Origin of the sequence: Mycoplasmopsis glycophila (genome assembly GCF_900660605.1) — a bacterium.
Classification (GTDB): Bacteria; Bacillota_I; Bacilli_A; order Mycoplasmatales; family Metamycoplasmataceae; genus Mycoplasmopsis; species Mycoplasmopsis glycophila.
In genome coordinates this window covers 475,493-499,758 of record NZ_LR215024.1, presented here as the reverse complement: position 1 = coordinate 499,758, position 24,266 = coordinate 475,493, and the positions used below count along the sequence as shown (strand labels likewise).

Annotated in this window: 5 protein-coding genes; 2 read left to right on the top strand and 3 right to left on the bottom strand. The window is 28.0% G+C overall.

The genetic code is table 4. The features are described from left to right. Positions 1 to 36 precede the first annotated feature (36 nt). Together EXC46_RS01970 and EXC46_RS01965 are read right to left on the bottom strand one after the other, a co-directional pair. Positions 37 to 8,691, bottom strand: a complete 8,655-nt coding sequence (locus EXC46_RS01970; protein ID WP_027333526.1) for a hypothetical protein — start codon at positions 8,689 to 8,691, stop codon at positions 37 to 39. Next, positions 8,691 to 17,942, bottom strand: a complete 9,252-nt coding sequence (locus tag EXC46_RS01965) for a coiled-coil domain-containing protein (RefSeq protein WP_027333525.1) — start codon at positions 17,940 to 17,942, stop codon at positions 8,691 to 8,693. The genes EXC46_RS01970 and EXC46_RS01965 overlap by 1 nt, the downstream gene beginning before the upstream one ends. Positions 17,943 to 18,301: 359 nt before the next feature. On the opposite strand from EXC46_RS01965, the gene hisS reads away from it, so the two are divergent. Both hisS and aspS read left to right on the top strand, forming a co-directional pair. Beyond that, entirely contained in the window at positions 18,302 to 19,648 is a 1,347-nt protein-coding gene (gene hisS / locus EXC46_RS01960; protein WP_027333524.1) for a histidine--tRNA ligase, read from the top strand. Further along, positions 19,641 to 21,341: an aspartate--tRNA ligase gene (gene aspS, locus EXC46_RS01955; RefSeq protein ID WP_027333523.1), complete on the top strand. Its 1,701-nt coding sequence runs from the start codon at positions 19,641 to 19,643 to the stop codon at positions 21,339 to 21,341. The genes hisS and aspS overlap by 8 nt, the downstream gene beginning before the upstream one ends. Before the next feature lie 450 nt (positions 21,342 to 21,791). On the opposite strand, the gene EXC46_RS01950 is transcribed toward aspS, so the two are convergent. Beyond that, on the bottom strand, positions 21,792 to 23,903 hold the full coding sequence (locus EXC46_RS01950) for an ATP-dependent Clp protease ATP-binding subunit (RefSeq protein WP_052353009.1): 2,112 nt from the start codon (positions 23,901 to 23,903) through the stop codon (positions 21,792 to 21,794). Positions 23,904 to 24,266: the final 363 nt, after the last annotated feature.

Sequence of the window (24,266 nt, the reverse complement as noted above, 5' to 3'; positions counted from 1 at the left end):
CTAGTGTGTTTTGAGTAAAATATAGCATTTAAATGACTAATCTTTGATTTGGAATTTAAATTCTTGGATTGTACTTTGATATGGAATTGATAAAATGTTAGAAATAGCATCACCATGCGCTTTATTTTCATCTGAACTATATGGTCAGTGTACAGCTTTTAATTCGTTTAAAGTTTTAATTGTTCCATTTTCTATCAACGTTCCACCCATACGATCTATTCCTCTTTGGAAGAATTTAAAATCATCAGTAGCACTTTTTAAATCCTGTTTATTACGTGTTGTAGTTGATCCAAAGACACTATCTTGTGGGTTTAAAATGTATTTAAGGGCAGGTTGATTATTGTAGTTGATTGTAAAGTTATTAAGACTATTGTAATCTGTCGAAGAAGGCACATTAAATTCTAAATTAGAATCATTTTCTTTAAATACTAAATTGTTTTTGTGCACAAATTCAGCAAATTTATCAGCCGATCATACTTGTTTGTCTGTATCATTTGAACCAAGAGAATTATATCCATCTACCATTAAACTACGAACTTTTGTAAAGTTTCTAGATTCAAGATGTTTAATATATGATTTAACTTCTTTAGTTGTTTCGTCTATTTCAAACTTAAACACTCATTTAAATACTTCAACTTGTGGCATTGCTTTATAAATATCTGTACCAACAAATAAGTTTCCATATGCTTGTTTGAAAGGTAAGTCTTTATCACCTATACCATCTTTTGTTGGATAAGGTGCATCTTGAGTAATTGGTTTACTTGGGTAAATTCCATAAACAATCATTTCTTTATCATCTGGACTTAAATATACTTTATATCTTCCATTATTTGATTCAATAATATTAGTTCATGAACCTGAAAAAGCATTAGAAACAGGTATTAAAATTTTAAGTCCTAATTTTTCTTCTTTAATAAGTTTTGCAACTTTATCATCAGCTCCAGTTAATTCGCTTGCATCTGTTGCATTGTGTGCTTTTTGGTAATCTTCATCTGAAATTGAAATAGCATGCGAAGAACCAAGACCACCAAAGATTTTATCACTCAGTCCATTTCAGAATTCATTTAATAACTGTTCATCTGTTTTAGAACTTGTGAATCAACCTGTATCTTTCATGTTTATTACAGATTGTTTTGCATTTTGCCCGAATACATCTTGCCCATTTTCGTCTTTTGTTACAAAAATATTTCTTCCAGAAGGAATTTGTAAAATAGAAGAAGTTTTGAAACTGATTGATAATTCATCACTTGCAAATTCTATATCATTTAAATTGTCAAAATTATCTGCATTTTTTGGTGTAAATTTATAAACAACACTAAATTTTACTTTGGTTTTTGAATAATCATTATTTTGATCTTCTAGTTCATATCAAGTATTGTCTGATCTTCTCTTAAGAATAATTCTAAAATTGTCTAAATTAAAAATGTTTCCAGAATCAATTGAAGAGAATTTAAACTTCTTGAACAGAGACATAAGATCCCTGGAAGTTGTAATGTCCATTTCTTGTGTTGCTGAATCACTTCCTAAAACATTAATTTTATTTGTAAATTCATTGTATCTTGTTGTTTCTTTTGCTTGAATTTCTAAATATTTATTAATAACTTCATTTAAAAGAAGTAATTTACGTGGTTTATTTTCAAAAGTAGATTTTTTAGATTCATCAAATTTATCAGTATCTGAATTGGCTTGCGTTACTAGATATGAAAGCTCTTCATTATTAATGTTATCTTCTAATCAATCAAAGAATTTTTTACTTTCATTGATTGTTGTGACAATATTTTGTGATTTATCTTGAATATATGTTTTTTGTCTTGCTTTTAATTCAGCAAGTGTTTCACCAGGGTTTGCAGGTGTTTTTGAACCTATGTTCATGAAATCAGGAACTAAATTATCAACTAGATTTTTGAATTTATTATAAGCTTGTGCATATAAAGTTCTTGCAGCTCAATATGCTGTTCTTTCTGTATTAATATCAGTATCTAAATCCGTAATAATTTGATTTAAGTTTGCTCTAATTGTATAAAGATCTTTAAAGTCTTCTTGAATTTGCGAAACTAAATCTTTAAGTAGTTTTTTTAGGTCATTTAATTCTGTTGAATTTTTAACCATTACTTGAGGATCTGTATTAGTTATTAAATCATTATAGTTTGTTTCTGTTGTAGAACCTAAAAACTTTTCATACGCGGTAATGAAAGTGTTGTTGAAAATATTGATTACTTTACCCATTCCTAATTGTTTGAATAAGCTATCTTTATTAGATTCTGAAGAATTGATAAATGGAGCAATAGTTTCTTTGAAATCTCTAATGATTCCTTTGGTTCTATTTTGTTCTTGGCCAATAAAACTCTTCATATTTTCAATGTAAATAGCATTAAAAGTATTAATTGCTGTTTCAATTTGTGTAATACCAGCTTTAAGAATCATTTGAATTTCTTGCGTAAATAAAGAATATGAACTATTTTCAGTTGAAGGATATCTTGTATTAAATGATTCTTCATTTCATTTTGAAATATCTTCATAAGAGATAGTTCCTCTCTCTTGTAATTGATTTTTAAGTGTTTTTATAACATCATATTCTTCTTGCTTAATATCTATTCCGCTTCTTGCGATTGTATTGTTAAATGCTTGAACTAAAATATCTAATTTTTTATATTCATCGTTAAATTTGTTTTGTTTCGCTTCTCAAATTTTTCTTTTTTGGTTATTAAGTTCTTTGTTAGCGTAGTAAATTTTTAAGTTAACATCTTTAATTGTTACATTATCAGGTAATTGACTATTATCTTGTCCAGATTGATCTTTTGTAATTGATTTTAAATCATTAATCGCTTTAGTTTCGTAGTTGCTTGTTTTATAAGGTGTTCAACCCAGCTCTGTCATTTCATTATATAATTTTTCCGTCTCAATAAGTAAACTTTTAGCTTGTTTAAGTTTTTCCAATCTAATTTGTTCAATTTTATTTTGAAGATCATAACGTCTATGAGCTTTTGCATCTTCACTATTTGGTTTTTTAGCAATTTCAGTTTCTGCTTGTTCTATTAATGTGTGGAGTTCTTTATAAAGCTCTTTAACTTTTTCTGTGTCAATGATGTTTGAATCACCTTCTTTTTGTCTTTCGTTATAGTATTCATTAGCAAGATTAATTATTTTTCTTAATTCTTTAGTATCTTCGAATACTTGTAAAATAATATTATTTTTGACAGGATCTAAATGATCAGAAGGAGTTGTGACACTAAGATATGAAGTTGCATCAATTAGATATTTGTTCTTAATTGCTTGAAGCTCATCGCTAGTAGGAATTTTTTCGTTTGCAGATAAAGCAGCAAACTCCGAATCGAATTGAGAATATAAAGCTTCAATTGGTGCTTTATCAGATTCCGAAATACTTGAAGAACTAATTTTTTCTTTAATATTTTGATAATCTATTAAGATCTTAACTTCTAAAATATTTATTTTTAGTTTTTCAGTTAATTGATCAATTGAAACAGCTTTTGTTTCTGTCGAATACATTCTTTTTGCTTTTTTGACATTTTCAGAAAGCTCATTTAATTTGTTTGTTAATTTGCTATCAGTTGAAACTGTTTTTGAAATTTCTGCTTCTGCTTCTGTAGCAGCTTTAGAAAGATTGATGAAGTTAGGTTGTAATATTCGCATAAGTAATTTTTCTTTACCATCTTCATCAGTAAAGATATCTTGGTCTAAAGATTCTTTTGTTTTTGATTTTGCTGCATTATTATTTAGAATATTATTTACACGCTTTTCAAGCGCAGTTTGAAGTTCACTATTTAATTCTGAATTGTTTAAACCGTTAACAGAATCTTCTTTATAAGCTTTAATTAAATCATATAATTTTTCTCTACGAGCATCGATTTGAGCAACATTTGTTTTTGCTACTTCTAATTTCTCTAAAGATTTTTGAATTTCTTCTAAACTGCTATTAGGATTTTTAGGATCAAAAGGTTTTTTAGCTGTATTTTCTCATAAATTATCAATTAAAAGTTGAGCATCAACATCATATCCTTTGAAAGATGTATCAATTGCTTTATTTTTGTAGGTTTGAATTTCACTTGAAATTTCTTTATACTTATCTACTAAACCTTTAGCAGCTTTTGCTGTTTCTTTAATTTTTCTTAATAATTCTGTATCTGTTTGATTAAATGCATCTTGCTGAATTCTATTTAATCAATTTTTAACTTCTTCTTTTTTGATATCACTATCTTGCCCATTATATGTGTAATAATCAATATTTTCATTTACAGCAAGAGCCTCATCTATTATTTTATTAATTGATTCAAAGATAGCGGCTCTTTCAACTAATTTATTAATTTCTTCAATTTTTGTTTGTATTTCAGCTGAATTTGCATCTGATGAACTAGATAATTTTTCACCCTCTTGAATTAAGTTTTCAATTTGTTTTTTAAGTTCAGTAAATTCAGGTGAAGTAGGACGTTTAGGATTGTCTTTATCGTTTGGATCTTCAGGACTATTCATATAATTGTATGCTGCACTAACTTTTTCAGCAAAAGAAGCGATTGTTGGCAGTTTATCATTATATGTATTTAATTGTTCTTCAATGCTTTGAAGATCAGCATCAGAAAGTGCATCGTTAGCGTTTTCAATCATTTTGTTGTAAACATCATTAAGTTGTTTTGCTAATTTTGGATCATATGCACTTGTTTTATCATTGGTTCTATCTTTTAAATCATTGATTCTATCAATTAAATTATTACGTTTAATTTCGAATGTTTTGTATTCTTCAAAAGCTTTGTTTAATTCATTTTGTTTGTTCTCAATATTTGATTTATCATCAGTAGATAAAACAATCGAATTGGTAAGCATATTCTCTAAATTAGCTATATCTAATTCTATTTTATTTTGATTACTTTCTCATAAAGAATCACGATCATCATTAGGCACAGAATTTAATTCATTTAATTTTTCCTTAAGTTGAGCTAATCTTTCAGCAACAGATTTTTGATCAGTGAAAAGATCATTTGCTGCTTCAATTTTTTCTTGTGCTTCCTTTGGGTTATAGTTGCTGTAATTATTAGATTCATCATTCAATTCATCTAGAACTTTTTGTGTGTAAGTATTAACACCATTTTTAAGTGTTAAATAACCTGACTGTGGCGAATCTGCTGTTGGATTAGCAAAAGGAGTGTTAGCATCATTTACTTTTGCTTTAAGATCATTAGCAGCTTTAATTGCTTCATCTTTATCAAAAGCAAATTGAATTTCTTTAAGTTTATCATCTAAATCTTTTAGGGTAGTTGAACCTAAATCTTTAATATCTTCGTAACTTTGAATTGCTTCAATGTAATTTGGGTAATTATCTGGATTTGCATTCTTTTTAGGATCTAGAAGTTGTTTAAGGTTTTCAATTTTATCAATTTTAGCTTGGTAATCATCTTTGTTTTGTTGAATTTCTTCTTTAGCTTTTTGAAGCTCCTCAAGAATTTCTGCATTTTTAGCCAAAATATCTTCTGGAGTAGCATTTTCAGAATCAATCAAGATATTTGCACTATTTTTTAACTCTTCTAGTTTTTTAGCAACTTCCGATTGAATACTTTTATCTTCTATTTTGTCTAATAATTTTTGAACTTCATCGTTAATTGTGTTATTAAGTTCTTTTTTAGCTAGTTCCTTAGCTAAAAAGTCTTTAAGATTTTCTGTTTTATTATCAATAGCACTTGGTGAATCTGCTAAATTAATTCCATTTTCTGCAATTGCTTGTTTAATTTGATCAATTAATTTTTGATTTTTGTCTGTATCACCTTGATCCGCTTCTAATTCACGTATTAAATCATTTGCTTTTTTAAGTTGCTCAACAAGCGGGTTAAGTGCTTCTACTTTTTTCTCTGCCTGCAGAACATCATTTGCTTGTGTTTTATTAGCAAGAACATCTTGCACAAAAGCATCTATTGCCTGAATACCTTCGTTTAATTTAGCTTCTTCCAGAGTTGCTGGATTACTAATTGATTGATCTTGAATTTGTTCATTAAGTTTAATTAACTTATCTTTTGATGTTGCAACATTAATATTATTAGTTGCATCTAATGCTTCATTATTTGTTGATGAAATTTCTTTTGTATCAGGAATAGAATCTGAATTAATTCTACCTACAATATCATCAATTTTAGCTTGAACATCATATCCTTCAGGAAGTGCAGCATTTGAATAAGCACCTTTATATGGTGAATTTTCTGAATTTGAAATAGCAGGTTCTAAAGCTTGCATTTGAGTATCTTGCAACTCTTTTAATGATGGTAAAAGTTGTTCTAATTTTGCTAAATCTTCTTTGGTTTTCGCAATGTTATCAGGATTTTTTCTATCTCTTGCATAATTTTCTTTAACATTTTCTAATTTGTCTAAAAGAGCTTGTTCAATTGGAGAAAGTACTCCACCTGATGCAGCATTAGGGAATGTATCATAAATTTTTTGTCTAAGATTTTCGAACATTTGGTTTTGTTCTTCAGCTAAAATAGCATCATTTAAAGCATCATTTGCTTCTTTTAAATCTTGATAAGCTTTATCTAATTCTTCTTTTGTTGCATTTGGATTATTAAGTACCGCTTCAAGAGCATCTTTTTTAGCTTGAACATTGTCCATTTCTGCTTTTGGCAAGTTACTTAAAGTATTTGCACGATCAAATAATTTTTCGCTACGCTCAATTTCGTCTAAAGATTTTTGAGCTAAAATAGCTTTTTCAGTGTTTTCTAAAACTTTACGTTGAATTTCATCCAATGCTGCGGCAATTTCATCTTTATTTTCAGGATTTAATTTTTCCCTTAAAGTATTAGCTTCTTCTCTTAATTTTTCAAGATTATTTTCGTAATTTTTTTGAACTTCACCTGGAACGTAATTAGGATCATTGTTTTCGTTGAAAACATCATTTAAATGAAGTTTTTTATCATCAATAAGTTCTTGTGTATCGATATATTTGTCAATAACTGGTTTGACAGCAAGAAATGCATTCATTTTTTCGATTGCATCTTTTAAATTTCTAATTGTAATAGGGTTATCAGTGTTAGAAAGTTTTGTTGCTAAATCTTGAAAATCATTAATTTGAGCAAGCATATCTTGATTATATGGACTAGTTTGATCTAAATATAATTCTTTAAGATCTTGAATTTGATCATTTAAGTTTTGAACTTGATCTAAATATTTATTTTTAAGATCTAGTGTTCATGCTTTATAAATTCCCTTTAATTGAGCTACGGGAATAGTTCCAATCTCATTTGTTGCATCGATTTTATTTAAAAGTTCATTTAAATCTGTATTAATTCCATCTTTAAGATTTTCTTGATCACTTAATCATTTAATATCATTTTTTAAATTATCAAGTTCATCCATAATAACTTTAGAGTCTTTAACAGCATTCTCGTAATCTTTTTTCATTTGCTCTAATATTTTTTGAGCTTCTTTAACGTTAGGAGCAGCTTTGAATTTTTCTTCTAAATTGTCTAGCTTTAATTTATCAATATCAGAAAGAATTTTTTTGTCATAAGCAACATCAATTTTTCCTTCAACATCTTTAAATTCATCTTCTAAAACTTTTAATTGGTTGTATTTATCGTGAATTTGTTTTTTGATTGTCGCAAGTTCTGTAACATCGTTTGGTAATTCATCAAGATTTGGAACATTTTCTCTTAATAAATCGTCAAAAATATCTAAATCTTCTGTATTAACAAAATCTCTAATCGCTTGTTTTAATTCCTCCGGACTCTTACGGTAATCACTTTCTTTTAATAAAGTGGTTTCTAAATTTCTGATAGCTTCATCTAGTTCTGCTTCAGAATTTAAATTAGCTTTAGTTTGTGAGTAATTTTGTATTGCATCTTGAATTTCTTTTTGAATTTTTGGATCACTAATTGAGTTTAATATTTCATTAGCTTTTTCTGCTAAAGCATCACCTTTTGTAACTTTTTTATCAACTCTTACTTTTAATTCTTCTAATTCATTTAATTTATTTTGAATAACTGTGGCTTTTGTTTCAAGTTCATTCAAACTAAATTCATTACTTTTAATATAACTATCTAAACTATTTACTGAAGTAAGGAAATTTTTCTTAAGATTTTCATAAGGAAATTCATCACTAAATTCATTAGCTTTTCTAATTAAAATTTCTGCATCTTGAAGATATAAATTTTGTTTTTCTAAATTTTTTTGTAGCTCATTTTGATAGTTTTGTAATGCTTGCGAAAGATCATAAGAAGAATCATTTTGATATCTATTGAAAGCTTTTTCAAGTTCAATTGTAGGGCCTAAATCAAAATTATTTTTAAGTGTTGATTCACGTAAAAGTTTCTTTTGGTTTTGAATAAGATTTTTAACTGCTTCTAAATCTTGTTTTGACATATCTGGAGTGATATTTTGAGAAACTTCTTGAGCTAAAGAGTTTATAATCTCTGAAAGTTTTTCGATTTTTTCCTTTTCAGTTAAGTTTTTATCATTTAAAACAGAATTATATTCTTTGCTCTTTTCTGCTAATTGCTCTCCAAGTTTACCTTTAAAGTAGACTGAATTAGCAATATTATTGATTGAAGCATAACCTTGTCCTAAAGTAATAAGAAACGAATCAGGATCCATTCCTAATCCTTCCTTAACGAATAAAAGGTGTGTGGTTGTTCCTGCTGCAGCAATAGCTGCAGTAGTTAATAAACCACCTAATATTTTTTTAGATTTTTTATTCATTAGTTTCCTCCTTCTTCATTATTTTGTAATTCAAGATCTGATTTGTAAATTTTAGCTGTATAGTCTATGTCAAATGTATTAACGAAACCAGTTGAGCCGAAAGTCATTCCATCTGAATCATTTACATTGTTTGAAGCACCAGATGAATTTTTACTTGTGATATATGTTCCACTTTCTTGTACATTTCAAAACGCATCTGTCTTTGATTTAGGACCACCAGTTGTGTTATCAATTTTATAAGCAATATCTTTGTTAACATATTTTGAAAGAACATCTTTAGCCATTTCTAATGATTTTGTGTAATTTTGTTGTGCATCAGTATCTGAATATGTATATGAATTAGATACATAAGCAACCATTCTATTTTCTCAAGGCATACCAGCAATAAAGTATTTAGCATTTGATGAAGGCACAATTTGAAATAATCAAAGAATAATTCCCATTTTCTTACTATTAACATCATAAACTGGAATAGCAATTAAGTGAGGTATGTATGAAAGTGAACCATAGTTATCTGATGGTAATAATCTTCAGAATGTAAGGTCTGCACTTTTAGCATAGTTTTTGCCTTTGTATGTAAAGTTTCTATTATTTTTAACTGAAATATTGATGTTAATTCTTTCTTTTTGGATATCTAAAGTACGTTTTCATTTTTCAACTTCTTTAGTTCATTGTGTAGCTTGCTCTATATGTGGGTATTTTTGAACTCTAGCTTTTGCTGCACTTAAGTTAGGATCTAAACCAACAAATGGATCGCTCATGTTGAATGTTTTAGTTTTTAATTCAGTAATTTTAGCTGCCGAATACATTGGTAAATATGTTTGTTCATTATAAAGCGATTGTAAATCATTATATCCCGAAACAATAACACCAGGTGCTGTTTCCGGTGTAAGTCCACCTTTTGAATAATCGAATAAAATTGCACCAGGAAGATTTTCTACTGATGTATTTTTTCAATTTTCGTACATCTTTGTAGATCAATCACCTTTGTAGAAGCCTTTTGTTGTGCTAAATCAATTGTTATTAATTTTAATTTCTGAATAAGTTTTGAATCTTGACTCAACACCTCCTCAATAAACAGTCGCATCACCAGTATCATTAAATACACTGTCTTGATTTTGAGTTGCTGGTCAAGTGAATTTAATCATTAAGTTATATTTAACATTCTTATAACTTGGGTTAGCTTGAATAATTTCTTCTAAAATCTTTGAATCAGCGTCTTTATTTTTGTATAAATATACTTTTACATTTGCACCATTAAAGATCTTTGGATTTTGTTTAACAATTGAAAATCTCTTGAATAGATTTAAAAATGGTTGAGTATCATTAACTAAAATTGCATCTTTATCTTCGCCATTAATTTGAATTGTTTCAAAACTTGAAATTTTATTAATTTCTGCGGCTCAATCATCAGCATATTTTCCATCTACTAATTCTAAATCATTGTAATTGAAGTGATATGAAGTACTATCATTAGCTGGTTTTTTGTATAAGTAGTCAAATAATTCTTGTTTATTAACTGGATTATTTAATCAATCTCTAAATGTTTTAGCTGAAAGTAATGCTCTTTTTACTTTTCTTAAAATTGCTGATGGCGTTTCTAAATTGCTATCATCTAATTCTCTCATGTTCATGTTTGAATAGATGTTAGTTTTAATTTTTTGTGCTTGATCTTTTTGAACATTAAATAATTCTAAAAATCTTTGGAAAATAGCATCTTTTTGATCTAATTGTCTTGTTTCTAATCACTTGTCAAGATAATTATCAATTTGTGATCTTTGATCAATGTAATTTTTGTAGATGTTTTTAAGTGCTTTATCATCATTTGAAGTTGTTCCAAAGATTAATTTATTTCATTTGCTATTTTGTTCTAAAATTGCGTTAGCAAATTTTAAGAATTTATCTTTTGAATCAATAAGTTTATCTTTATCAGCAGAATCATCTGGTTCTACTAATGGACTAGCTCCATCTACATTTTGTGTATTTGTTTCATATGAACTTTTATCTAAAAATGAAGTTAGGTAATCACCACTTTTAGAATTGAATTCCATATCATCAAGAATAGTTCTTAAGTTAGATGAACCATCTTGAGTCGTTATTGGTTCAAATTCTTTAATTACACTGTCAAATTCTGTTTTAAAACTCTTAAGTCTCAATGTAGTAGTTTGCTTTAAGTAAGTATATTTTGAATTTAAATCAGTTTTACGCTCTTTAATTTTTCTAATTGTACCTTTATAATCAGCATATTCATTATCTTGATATTTAGATAAGTTCTTATCTTGCGCTGGACTTGAATATTCAGATTCTATATTTCATGTCGAAACATCAAAATTTCCTTGATCTGGAATTTGTTTAATTAACTGAATTAATTTTTCAACGTCAGCATTAGAAACGTTTAATAATTTAGCTAACTCTGTAGATTTGCTTTGAAGATCATCTCCTAAACTAACACCACTATAAACTTGTGCATATTGTTTTGATTTTACAATTAGATTTTTAAGCGCTTTCTTTTCGTATTCAAAAAGTTCATAAAGTTGATCTTTAATGGCTGTTTTAGATTCTTCAATTAATTCATTACTTTTTGTAATAAACTCTTCTTCTTTTGGTAACGGATTATTAACTAAATCTTCAATTTTATCAACAGCTTTTGCTTTAAAATCAGGATTCTTTGGACCATTTGCAAAGTTATAGTTGCTTTCTAAATAAGAATTTATATCTTTTGCTAAAGATAATTGTTTTCTGAGTTCTTTTAATTTTTGATCTTTAAGTTGAGCTATAAGACCTGTTGAACTATCATCAATTTTGTCAATTTCAAGAGATTTAGAAATTTCATTGTGATTAATATTAGTTAATTGAGCTTGAGCTTTTGTAATTTCATCAATTAACTTATCGTAAAGATTATTCATTTCTCTTGTATCGTTTGTTTTTGTAACACCATCTTCATTGATCACTTTTCTGGCATCATAAATTCTTTGTGCTTTGGTGATGATTTCTTTAAGTTGAATTGAGTTGGCAAGAGCTGTTTTAAATGAAGTATCATTTTGTGCTGTTAAATATTTTTGAACGAAATCTTTTTCTAATTCATCTTCTTTATAGTATGAGTTTGTGTAATACATTTCTTCAAAAATAGTATTAAGAATATTTTGAAGTGGTCTTCATTCAGCTTCAGTGAATTGGACTGTACCTGCAGTTGCTGCTGTACTTGAATCTTTGCGATCATCTAGTTCTTTTTGAGAATTAGCATATTTTTCATAGAAAGCGAGTTTACGGATTTGGAAAGCTAATAAATCATCTCATTGTTTAATAAAGTTTTGATCTGTATTAGCTTGATAAAGTGAAGATAAATTATTAGAATCCGCTTGTAGTTGTCCTTTGATGTAGTTAATTTCACTTTCAATTTGACCAACAAGAGATTTGATATGTAAATTATCTTTAATGTCTGCGTTGTTTTTAATTTCTTCAATTTTTGTTTCTAATTCGTAAATTTTATTTGCTATTGCTTTGTATGAATTAGGAACTTTATTAACGCTATCGATATAACTATTGTAATCATCTAGCTGTGTAGTTGAATAAGCTTTAGAAATGTATTTAAGAATATCTAAATATAAATTACTAATTTTTTCATTAGCGAGTTTGTATTTTTCTTGAGCTTTTTGGTTATTACTTGATGTAGCATCAGAAACAAGAACTGGTAATACATCTTCACTATTAAGAGTATTGATAGAATCTTTAACTGCTTTTATTTTTACTTGTCTTTGAGTATATAATTCTTGTTTTTGTTCAATTTCTGATTCTAAATCATTTGCTTTATTAATTAAAACTTGATTTTTTCATCCTAATGCTTTTGATTTGGTTGATAATCTTTGATCTACAACTTGATTTGTTGCGTATTCAAATAATATTTCAGAAAGTTTATTTTGTAAATCTAAATTTTCTTTGTATTTTTGAAGATCATATTGAATTTGATAGAAAGCTTTTTCTAATTCGTTTTGTTTATTTTGTAGATCTTGTTCTTTTTGTTTTAAAGTAGTAAGTTTTGAGACAATTTCTTCTTTAATTAAATTAGCAGCTTGTTTTGCACTTTCAATTTTTGTTGTTAAATCTTCAGTTGTATAAGAGTTTTGAGCCTCTAATTCGGTTATTCTTTCTTTTGCTATTTCTCATTCTTTTACTTGGTAAGTAATTTGATTATTAAGTTTAACGATTTCATCATTTAATGAATCAATTTCTAATGTTTTGTTATCTAAAATAGCTTTATCTGAATTAATTTTAGATTTAATGCTTGCATTTAATGATTGAAGTTCTCTATATTTGTTTTCAATATTTTCAACGCTATCACTTGGTAAATTATCAGAATTTTGTTTTGAAACAATACCTGAGTTTAAAATGGTTTCACCGACATTCTTTTTATCAAATTCATATCCATAATCTTCGATTAAAGATTTATCATTAACATTTAATGTTTGGAACTGGTCTTTTTTAGCTGTAGCATCATCGCTGATAGTTTTTACTTTTTCAAGAGCTTCTTTTTGCTTATCTACTAATTGATCAAAGTTATTTAACGAAACATTAATAAGAGCAAGTTCTTTTTTAAGGTCAAGAACATCAATTTCTGTATTTGAATAATCGATATTTTCAGAGAAAGTTTTAAGGACAGCAAGAGATTCAAGCATTTTTGTCTTAACATCATCTTTTGTTAAAGAACTAAAACTTTCTTCTTGTGCATCATCACTTAATTTGAAGTTCATTCCTGAAATAACACCAAAACCATCGCCATAATTTAAATTATTTAATTTATCTTTAGTTGCGTTGTATTTGGTATTAAAATCTTGAATTGATTTTAATAATGAAGAATAGTTTTCTTGTTTCTTTATAAGATCCTGAATAACTTTTGAATCAGGATTTGTGTATTGTTTTTTGGCCGCTTTTTCTAAATCTTCTTTAAATCTAGCTTTTAAGTTTTCTAATGCAACTGCATCACCAGGAGCTGCTTGTGTAATTGCTTCGTCTGCTTTATTAGAAAATTCATAAACTTTTTTAGCAAAGTCTTTGATAGCATCAAGGTTTTCTTTAATTTTAGTAGCTTTTTCTTCAATAGCTCTAATTGCGTCTTTTCCTTTCGCTGCAGCTAAAGCTTCTTTTTTAGAATCAATTAACTGATCAAGTTCAGCAAGTTGATCTTTAGCATAAGCATCATCAGGTAAGTTCGATTCTGATTTTACCTCTTCATCAAGAGCATCTAGTTTACTTTGAACTTCTTTACGGAGCTCTTCTTCTTCTTTTGCACCATATCTAGCATCACGAAGATTTTTTGTTTTTTCTTTGATATCAATTACACCATCTGTTGGATCAATTAGGTTATTATTAATAGCTTGGTCAATCTCTTCAGGGTTTTTTGAATTAGGATAAGCATCCACAAGAGCTTTCGCTTCTTCGGTATACGAATCTAAACTATCAAGTTTTTGAATGTATTCTTTAAGTTGTTCTTCGGTAAGCTCATTCAGATCTGTATCTTGATTATTAACAAGTTTCGATCATTCTCCAGCCGCTGTACTTACTTTATTTTTTAATGAATCAACTGGTTCAGTATGACCTTCGATTCCTTGAATTCCTTCTAATCTTTTATCTAAAGTGTCTTTTTTACTATTGAAAATGTCTTTAAGATTTTCTATTCTCATTTTGTCAATTAATTCTTCGATTTTTTGAGGCGTTGCTCCATCAACAAAATTACCACTTTCATCTTTTAATGCAGCAATTTCATCTCAAACTCCTTTAAGTTTTGAGTTTTCTGCTAATTCTGATGGATTATTAGGATCTTTAAGAGGATTTTGTAATTTTAATTGTGTGTAAAGTTCATCAGCTTTATTGTAAGTATCTTTTAATTCTTTTTCAAGTCTATCTTTTTCGGTTTGATCTTCACTTAAAGCACGATCAATATCTTTTTTAAGTTTAATTAGTTCGTCTAAATTTTGATTTGGATCAGCAAATCTTTCTTTAAATTCTGCTAATTGTTGATCTCATTTTTGTTTAGAATCAGCGAAGATAGCTTTTGGAGAGTCAGCATCTGTATAAATTTTTTCAAACTCTTTAAGAGATTCTAAAGCTTCTTGTTTTGCTTGAATTTTGTTTAATTCAGCTATAATATTCTCAATTTTTTCGTTGATTTTTGTAGGAGAATCACCTAAATTCATCAAATTAGCTTCAATAACATCTTTAAGTTGGTTCGCAATAATTTGATCACCTTCATCCATTGGATCTTTTGCTGTTAATTCTTTGTATCTTGCTTGAGCTTCTTTTAATTTTGCAGCAAGCGGAATGTTATTTTTTACTTGTTCAGCTGTTAATTTGATTGTGTTGATTTTTTCGATTTCATTAATTGGGCCAACAATGCTTTCAGCTTTTTCTTGTGCAACTTTAATATTTTCTGTAATTTTAGCTTCTAATTCTTTTGAAAGTTCAGAATCTGTTTCTTCTGATGGAGTGATGTATTTTTTAAGATTATCAAGCGCTTTGTCAAATTTAGCTTTTTCTTGAGCAATTTGAAGACCATCTTTTTGTGCCATAGCTTCATTTTTTAGTTCTTCGTATGCTAATGGACCAACAGAAGGAGAACCAAGGTTAGCAATAAAGTCATCGATTTTTGCAAGTTTAGCATTTGCAGCATCAACTTGATCTTGTGGTTTATATGTCCCAAGACCCATGTCTTCTGTTCTTTGAATTTCATCTTTTAAAGCACGACGAGCTTTTTCTAAATCAGCAGCAGCTTGAATGTTAGCTTGAAGATTTCTAATTGCTTCAACAGCATCATCATAAGCTTTTGAATCTGTGTTAGGATCATCTAAAATTGCTTTAAGATTTTCAAGCTCATTTTTGAATTTAGTTTCTAAAGCACTTGGAAGAACACCGTCACGATATGGAGAGAATGCAGAATTAATTTGTTTCAATGTTTTTGTGTAGTACTGATCTGAAACAATTTTTGCTTTTTTATCTTTGATTAAATCTTCAAGTTCTTTTAATTTTTCGATTTCACGATCAATATCATACTCACCTGGTTTTCTAAAGACATTGTTTTGTGAATCTAAAAGAGCATTTGCTTCATTTACTTCTGAAAGAATTTGTCTTTTGATTTCAGGATCATTGTCAAGGTCATTTAAAATGTTTACTAAAACATTTTGCTCGTCCATTAATCTTTGAAGATCTTTTTGAGAAGCTTCGATTGCTTTAATTTGTTCATAAAGAGCATCAATTTCTTCTTCTTTTTGTGCATTTGATTTATTTGGTGTTGAGTGAATTACATTGATACGGTTTAATAAGCTGTCAATTTTAGCTTTATAAATGTCAGCTTGGTCATTTCTGTTATTGTCAGTTGGCATTGCTGCGATTGTATCTTTAAATGCATTTGTTTCGTTATTAATTTTCGAAACTTTGTCACTTAATCTAGCATCATCTAAAAGTTTTTTGTACTCTTTGATTTTTGGATCAATTTGTTTATTTGTTGCACTTGAATATTCATTAGTTAATGGAGTAGAAATTGTTTCAAGAGCTTTTAATGAATTTTTAATTGAAGGTGCAACATCAGGATTATTTTGAGCTTCTTGACCTTTAGCGATTAAATTTTTAAGTTCATTTTTATTAGCATCTCTGAGTTTGTCGAATAATTCGTTAATTTTGTCTTCTGCTCTTCAAGTTAAATCTTTTTCGCTATCAAGATCATCTCATTGATTAATTGTCTCATCTTGTAAAGCGGCTATTTCTGACAAAATAGCATTAAGAACTTCGTGATCTGCATATGGACTTTGAATTTTTTCATCAACAATTCCTTTAAGACGATTTAATTCATCATTAACTCTTTGTGCACGAGTTAATTTTTCGATAACGTCATCTATTTTTGCATTTTCATCTTTAGTAAGAGATGCAAGATCATCGCCGTTAATTGATTCAATTTCAGCTTTTAATTCGTTTTTCTGTGCTTCCGTGATTAATTGATTTGCATTTGCACGATCGATTAAGTCATTTGTTCTATCGATTGAGTTTTGATTAGTTTTTGCATATTCAATTTTTGATTGAGCATCTTTTTTAAGTTCAATGAGTTGGTCTTTAGTAAGTTTTGGATCGCTTAAACTTTCTCTTAATTTAGCAATTTCATTTGCTAATGTATTATTTAAGTTTTGGTGACTTAAAGTAGCAGCTGAAGATAAAATGGTTTCGATTTCTTCTCTAATTACATCATTATCTTTGTTTTTATCATCCATTTCTTGAGCTAATTGATCTAAAGCTTTTTCAAGTTCTTTAAGTTCATCGTATTTGTTATTAGCATAAACTAAATCTTTTGAACCTGCTTGATCATTGAAAGCATTAATTTTGTCTAAAAGTTTATTTTTATCTTCATTACTTAATTTTGACTCAAGAACTTTTTGTTTTGTTGCTTCACTTTTGCTTAAATATTTTTGATATTCAAGTTCAGTTTCCTTTTTAAGGTCCATTAAGTCATTATATGTGTCAACAAGTGCTTCAGTTAATTGAGAAACGTTTTCTGCAGATAAAACGTTTTGATCTAGTGCACCTTCTAATGCATGAATGATAGCTTGTGCTTTAGCTTTATCTTCTGGCTTATAGTTTTCAGGTTTTGCAGCTAATTCGTCTTTGATTTTTCACAAGATATTTTGTGCAGGAACAATAATATCATTTTGTTTTTCGAAAACGTTTTGACTTTGTTCTTTGAGTTGGTTTGCAAGTTTAATTTTGTCTTCTTTGTTTAAATCACCGTTTTGAATTGAATTCATGACATCTCTTGAATTTTGTAAAAATTGTTCTTTTAATTCAGGATCTTTAATTTCATTTGTGATCTGATTTAAAGCTTCCTTAACATCTTCTTGTGACCCATTACGAATTGCTTCCTTAAGTTTTGTGTAAGCAAATTCGCGTCCAAGTTTGTTTGTAAGTTCTTGAGCGCTTAATGAGTTAGTTTCAGGATTTTCCTTGCTTAATTTAATTTCAAGTAAGATTTCATAAATTTCTTCTTGTGCTTCTTTGCTTAATGAAGATTCATTTGTTTCAGGATTAATTGTTGATTGAAGAAAATTTAAAACTTCCGCTTCAAACTCTTTAACTTGACCAAATTCTCTCTGGAATGCAAGTGGTTTATCTTTCTTCATACCTTCATGAAGTGCTAATATCACACCTCCAAGTCCAGCAGCAGCAAGACTTGTTCCAAGAATAACTGCTTTAGATAAAGTTTTTGATTTTTTCATTTTTACCTCGCTATCTATTTAAAATTTTGCCCGTGGATTTTAAAACATAATTTCAATTTCTATCAATAAATTTATTTCATCAGTTTATATATATATATATATATAAAACGGGGTCAAACATTATTTTTAAATATTTATAAATTATATAGTAAATTCAAAAATAACAAAAAGCATTTATTTTCCATAGGATAAGCTAATTTGACTAGTCAAAATTCAAATAAACAGCTCAAAAGAAAATTAAACAAGATAAATTAATTTGAATTTCAAGCATTTTAAAAAACAAAATAAAATATAGTAATATAATTTAAAATATTTATACCTTCATAAGTTTTAATTACTCTAATTTTCAAGGAGAAACCATGTTTAATAAAATTAAAGGAACAAAGGATTATAATCCAGTTAGTTTCCAAGTTAAAAAACAAATTCAAGAAGCATTCGAAAGAATTTCTAGTACATTTGATTTCAAAATGATCGAAACACCAATTATGGAATCAGCATCACTTTTTAAACGAAGTGTTGGAGAAACTAGTGATATTGTTCACAAAGAAATGTATGAATTTAAGGACAAAGGTGATCGCGATATTTGCTTAAGGCCAGAAGGGACAGCCCCTTTTGTTCGTGCCTTAATTGAAAATAAATGATATGCAGAAAACATTGAAAAATTCGCTTATTTTGGCCCTATGTTCAGATACGAGCAACCACAAAAAGGTAGAATGAGACAGTTTTATCAAGCAGGTGTTGAGTATATTGGAGAAAAAAATTACTTAAAAGATGTTGAAGTAATTTTTATGGCACAAATTCTTTTATTTAACTTTGAAATTAAAACCACTTTAAAAATCAATACTATTGGAGATGCAATAAGCAGAAAAAATTACGCACAAGCACTAACTGAATATTTACAAAAGTATAAAAATGAATTGAGCGAACAATCACAAAAAAGATTAGAAAATGGTGGCGTTTTAAGAATACTAGATGACAAAAGAGATTCTAAATTAGAATTTATGAAAAATGCACCAAAGATTTGAGATTATTTATCTGAAGAATCAAAAAATTATTTTTCAAAAATCAAAAAGACACTAGAAGAATGAGAAATTGAATTTGAAGTTGATAGCGATCTTGTTCGAGGGCTTGATTACTATGATGAAATTGTTTTTGAATTTGTTGCAAATGATGATAACGTTGGTAGTCAAAGCACTTTAATTGGTGGTGGAAGATATTCTAACTTAATTAAAGAATTAGATGGTCCAGAACTTTCAAGTGTTGGTTTTGGTTTTGGTGTTGATCGTTTAATGAGCATTATTGAAAATCGAATAATTGAAGAAGAAAATCTCAAAGAACAAATTGAAAACTACACATTTTATTTAGCTGTTTCAGATACAGAACAAAACCTTGATTTTTTAGCAAGAGTAGGTAATCTTGTTTTAAGAGGTTTATTCCAAAATATTAAATTGGAGTATAAACAAATAAAACCGAAAAAGATTTTTGAGAAAGCACAAAAATATAACGCAGAAATTTTAATCACAGATGATCCCCAACGCCCTGATTTATTACTTGTTAAGCATTTAGAAACAGGTGATAAAATGCATATTAGAAAATCACAAGAATCATTAATTGATTTGATTCATTTTTTAGTGGATCATGAAATACAAGAAATTGATCCTGATTTTGCAGAACAATTTATAGAAGGAGCTTTTGGTTATGAATAAGAACATTAATAATAATCAATTAACATTAGCTAACGAAGGTCAAAAGGTAACTCTTTATGGTTGAGTAGCAAATAAAAGACGTTTTGGTGAGCTTAATTTTGTTGACTTAAGAGATAAATTTGGAATTACACAACTTGTCTTTAACAAACCCATTACATTTTCAAAAGAAAGCGTTTTAGAAGTAACTGGAACTGTTGTTAAAAGAAAAGATCCTAATTTAAGTCTACCAACAGGTGAAATCGAAGTAATTGTTGAAGAATACAAAATACTATCTTTAGCAAAAGAATTGCCTTTTTCGATTCGTGATGATATTGAAGTCAAAGAAGAAATTAGATTAAAAAATCGTTTTTTAGACCTTAGAAGACCTGTTATGCAAAATAATATCATTTTAAGAAATAAAGTTATTTTTGCAATGCGTGAATTTTTACAAAGCGAAGGTTTTTTAGAAGTTGAAACACCGATTTTAACTAAAGCTACTCCTGAAGGAGCTAGAGACTTTTTGGTTCCTACAAGATCATATAATAGCTTCTATGCGCTTCCACAAAGTCCACAGTTATTTAAACAACTTCTTATGATTTCTGGATTTGAAAAATACTATCAAATAGCAAGATGTTTCCGTGATGAAGATTCAAGAAAAGATAGACAACCAGAATTTACACAACTAGATATGGAAGTGAGCTTTATGGATGTTCAATATTTTCAAAGTTATATTGAAAAAATGTTTCAATATCTTATGAAAAAAGTAATGAATGTAGAAGTTACAATTCCATTTAAACGTCTTAAATTTGACGATTGTATCGATAAATACGGAACAGATAAACCTGATGTTCGTTTTGACAATATAATTATCACAATACCAAATTTTTGTGCTAACACCGATTTTAGTATCATAAAAGACGCACAAAGCATTAGATTATTAAAAATTGATGAAAGTATCTCGAAAAAAGAATTTAAAACACTTGAAGAAATTGCTAAAAAGAACAAAGTGAAAGCTCTTTTCTTTTTTGTGGTAGAAAATAAAGAAATTACAACAACAAACTTTGCAAACAAAGTTCCTGAAGCTGTAAAAGAATTAATCGACAAACAAACAAATCCAAACGGAACATATTTAATTTGTGCCGATAAATACGAAAACGCATCACAAGCATTAGGAGCAATTAGAGTTGAATTAAATTCATGATTCAACTGAGCAAAAGATGAATACAATTTTTCATGAATTACTGATTGACCAATGTTTGAGTATGATGAAGAAAACAACACTTGGGCAGCAGCACATCACCCATTTACTCAATTTGACAATCCACTTGATCAATTAGATACTTTACCAAAAGATAAAATCAAAGCTAAAAGCTATGATTTAGTGTTAAATGGTTTTGAGTTAGGTAGTGGTTCAGCAAGAATCTTTGACGAAACAACACAAAAGAAAATGTTTGAACTTATTGGTATGGACGAACAAACACAACAAAATAAATTTGGTTTCTTCCTTGAAGCATTTAAATATGGTGTACCTCCACACTGTGGAATAGGTTTAGGAATCGATCGTTTAGTAATGATTTTAGCAAACCAAAAAACAATTAGAGACGTAATTGCTTTTCCTAAAAACTCGAAAAACGAAGATATTTTCACAAACGCACCAAGCGGTATTGATGAAAAACAGCTTAACGAAGTATTTATTTCATTAAAAGAAAAATAAAATTATTTCTCAAAAGGTTAGAAAATCTTTTATAATAATTATGCAATTCATGTTCCCCTTTCTATTAAAAGAAAGAAAAAACACCTTGAGGCAACAAGGTGTTTTTAATTATTTTGAAAAAGAGGAAACTCAAAAAAATTAAAATTTAACCAAAATTATTAAAATTATCAATAATTTTAGTAAAACGAATATATCTTTCAAGTTTCACACTTTTTTCTTTTTCATGTTCCTCCTTTTCCTTGCTAAGATTTTTTCCTAGCATATAATAGATAATTTTTTTGGCCTATTCTTTCAAAAAAAGTTGAAAAATTTGATTTATTTATGATAATTACTAGATTTTGTTCCATGAATTGCTTTTACAATTTACTAAATTTAAAAAACAAAAACACACGATTCAAAAATGTTTCGTGTGTTTTTTGTCTTGTCTTTTAAATCTAATTTTAGCTATTATTAAGTTAATTTAAACTTATCATTTTCAACATTAAGCTCTAATTTAACGTTTTGCAGGTTATCCTCAATGATTTTAAGAGCAATAATGTTTTCAATATTTTTTTGTATATATCTGCGAATAGGTCTTGCACCATATTCTGGATCATATGCTTCGTTCACGATTTTTTCTGTTACTTTTTTGCTAAATACTAACTCTATTTCTTTTGCTTCTTTGATTCTTTTTGCTAATTTTTCAAGTTCGATTTTTGCTATTTCTTCAACATCTTCTTTTTTAAGTGGATTAAACGAAATAATTTCATCAATTCTATTAATAAATTCAGGTTTTAAAAACTTGATAAGTATGTTTTTGATATCTTTTTCAGGTAAAGGCTTCTTGTTCTTCAAAATTTCTAAAGCACCTAAATTTGAAGTCATAATTACAATTAAATTACGGCAATTAATATTTTTACCTTTAGCATCTGTTATAAAACCATTGTCTAGTAATTGTAAGAAGACGTTCAAGACATCATGGTGTGCTTTTTCGATTTCATCTAAAAGTAAAATAGTATATGGGTTTTTTCTAATTCTTTCAGTTAAATGACCTCCACCATCATAACCTACATAACCTGGAGGAGCACCAATAATTTTTGCAACAGAATGTTTTTCCATATATTCTGACATATCTAAACGAATCATTTGTTTCTCGCTATCAAAAAGATTAAGAGCAAGTTTTCTAGCAAGTTCTGTTTTACCAACTCCAGTTGGCCCTAAAAATAAAAAGCTTGCTAAAGGTTTGTTTGGATCGTTAATATTAATTTTTGTTCTTAAAATTGATTGTGAAACTAAATTTACAGCTTCTTTCTGACCGATAATTTCTTTATCTAACTCTTTTTCTAAATTTAAAAGTTTATTTTTTTCTGTTTCAACTAATTTTTGCACAGGAATTTTAGTTCATTTTGAAACTATTTTTGCAATATCTTCTTCTTTAACGGTATCTTTAAGAAGAGTATTTGCAGAATTTTTACTCATTTCTAAATCACTTATTTGTTTTTCAAGATTAGGAATATCGCTGTATTTGATTTTTGAAGCAAGTTCAAAATTACCATCATTTTGTGCTGTATTAAAAGCAAATTTTAAATCAATTAATTTTTTTTGTAAATTTGCTAGTTTATTTAATTTTTCTTTTTCTAAATTTCATTGATTTTCTAATTTTGTAATATTTGCTTTGTTTACCTCAAGCAATTTAGTAATTTCTTCAACTCTTTCTTTACTATTTTTGCTATCTCTTAAAGCGATTTTTTCCATTTCAAGAGTAATTTTTTCTTGTTTAAGTTTTTCTAAAACTTCAGGCTGGAAGTTCATTTCGGTTTTAATTGTTGCAGCAGCTTCATCAACTAGATCAATTGCTTTATCAGGTAAAAAACGATCAGTAATATAGCGATTTGATAATTTAGCAGCAGCAACTAAAGATTCATCTGTAATTTTTACTTTATGAAAATGTTCTAACCTTTCTTTAATCCCTCTTAAAATTGTGATAGTACTTTCAACACTAGGTTCTGAAACATCAATTTTTTGCATTCTTCTTTCTAGCGCAGGATCACTTTCAATATAAATCCGGTATTCGTCAAAAGTAGTTGCTCCAACTAAATGTAAAACACCACGCGCCATTAATGGTTTGATAATATTCGCTGCATCCATACCAGAATTTGAACCAGCTTTACCAGTACCAATTAACATATGAATTTCATCAATAAATAAAATTAATTCATCTTTGCTTTCTTCTACTTCTTTAAGTAATTGTTTTAATCTTTTTTCAAATTCTCCTTGATATGAAGCTCCAGCGATTAAACTTGCTAAATCAATTTCAATTACTTGAGCTTTTTTAAGATTTTCAGGAACTTGTCCTTCAATAATTTTATGTGCAAAACCTTCAATAATAGCAGTTTTACCAACTCCTGGTTCCCCCACTAAAACTGGATTATTTTTTGTTTTACGACTTAAAATTCTAATCATTCTCCGAATTTCATCGTCTCTTCCGATTACTGGATCTAATTTATTTTCTTCAGCTAATTTGGTTAAATTTTTACCATATTTAACTAAAGCTTTTTCTTCTTTTTCATAGTTCATATTCATTTTAGTCCTCCTTGTTTTGAGTAACTTATAATATAATTGTACCATACTTTTTAGCAATCGAAGCGTTTAATTGCTAAAAATATTTATTTTCTTTCTTTTTAGCTGGCCTTCGAATTTAATATAATTAAATAAAGAGAGGCAAGAGAAAAATGTTATCGTTTGTACTTTATGTTTTAATTGGGTTATGTATAATATTAATTGTTTTTACAATCTTTAAAAAAATGTTTAAACTCCTGATTTTTTTGATAGTAATAGCTTTAATTCTTTCTTTCTTATCTTTTATTGGTTCTTCTTTTGTAGGGCTATTTAAAGATATACTATATTAAGCTAAATTTTGCGCAACTACTTGCGCTTTTTTTATAG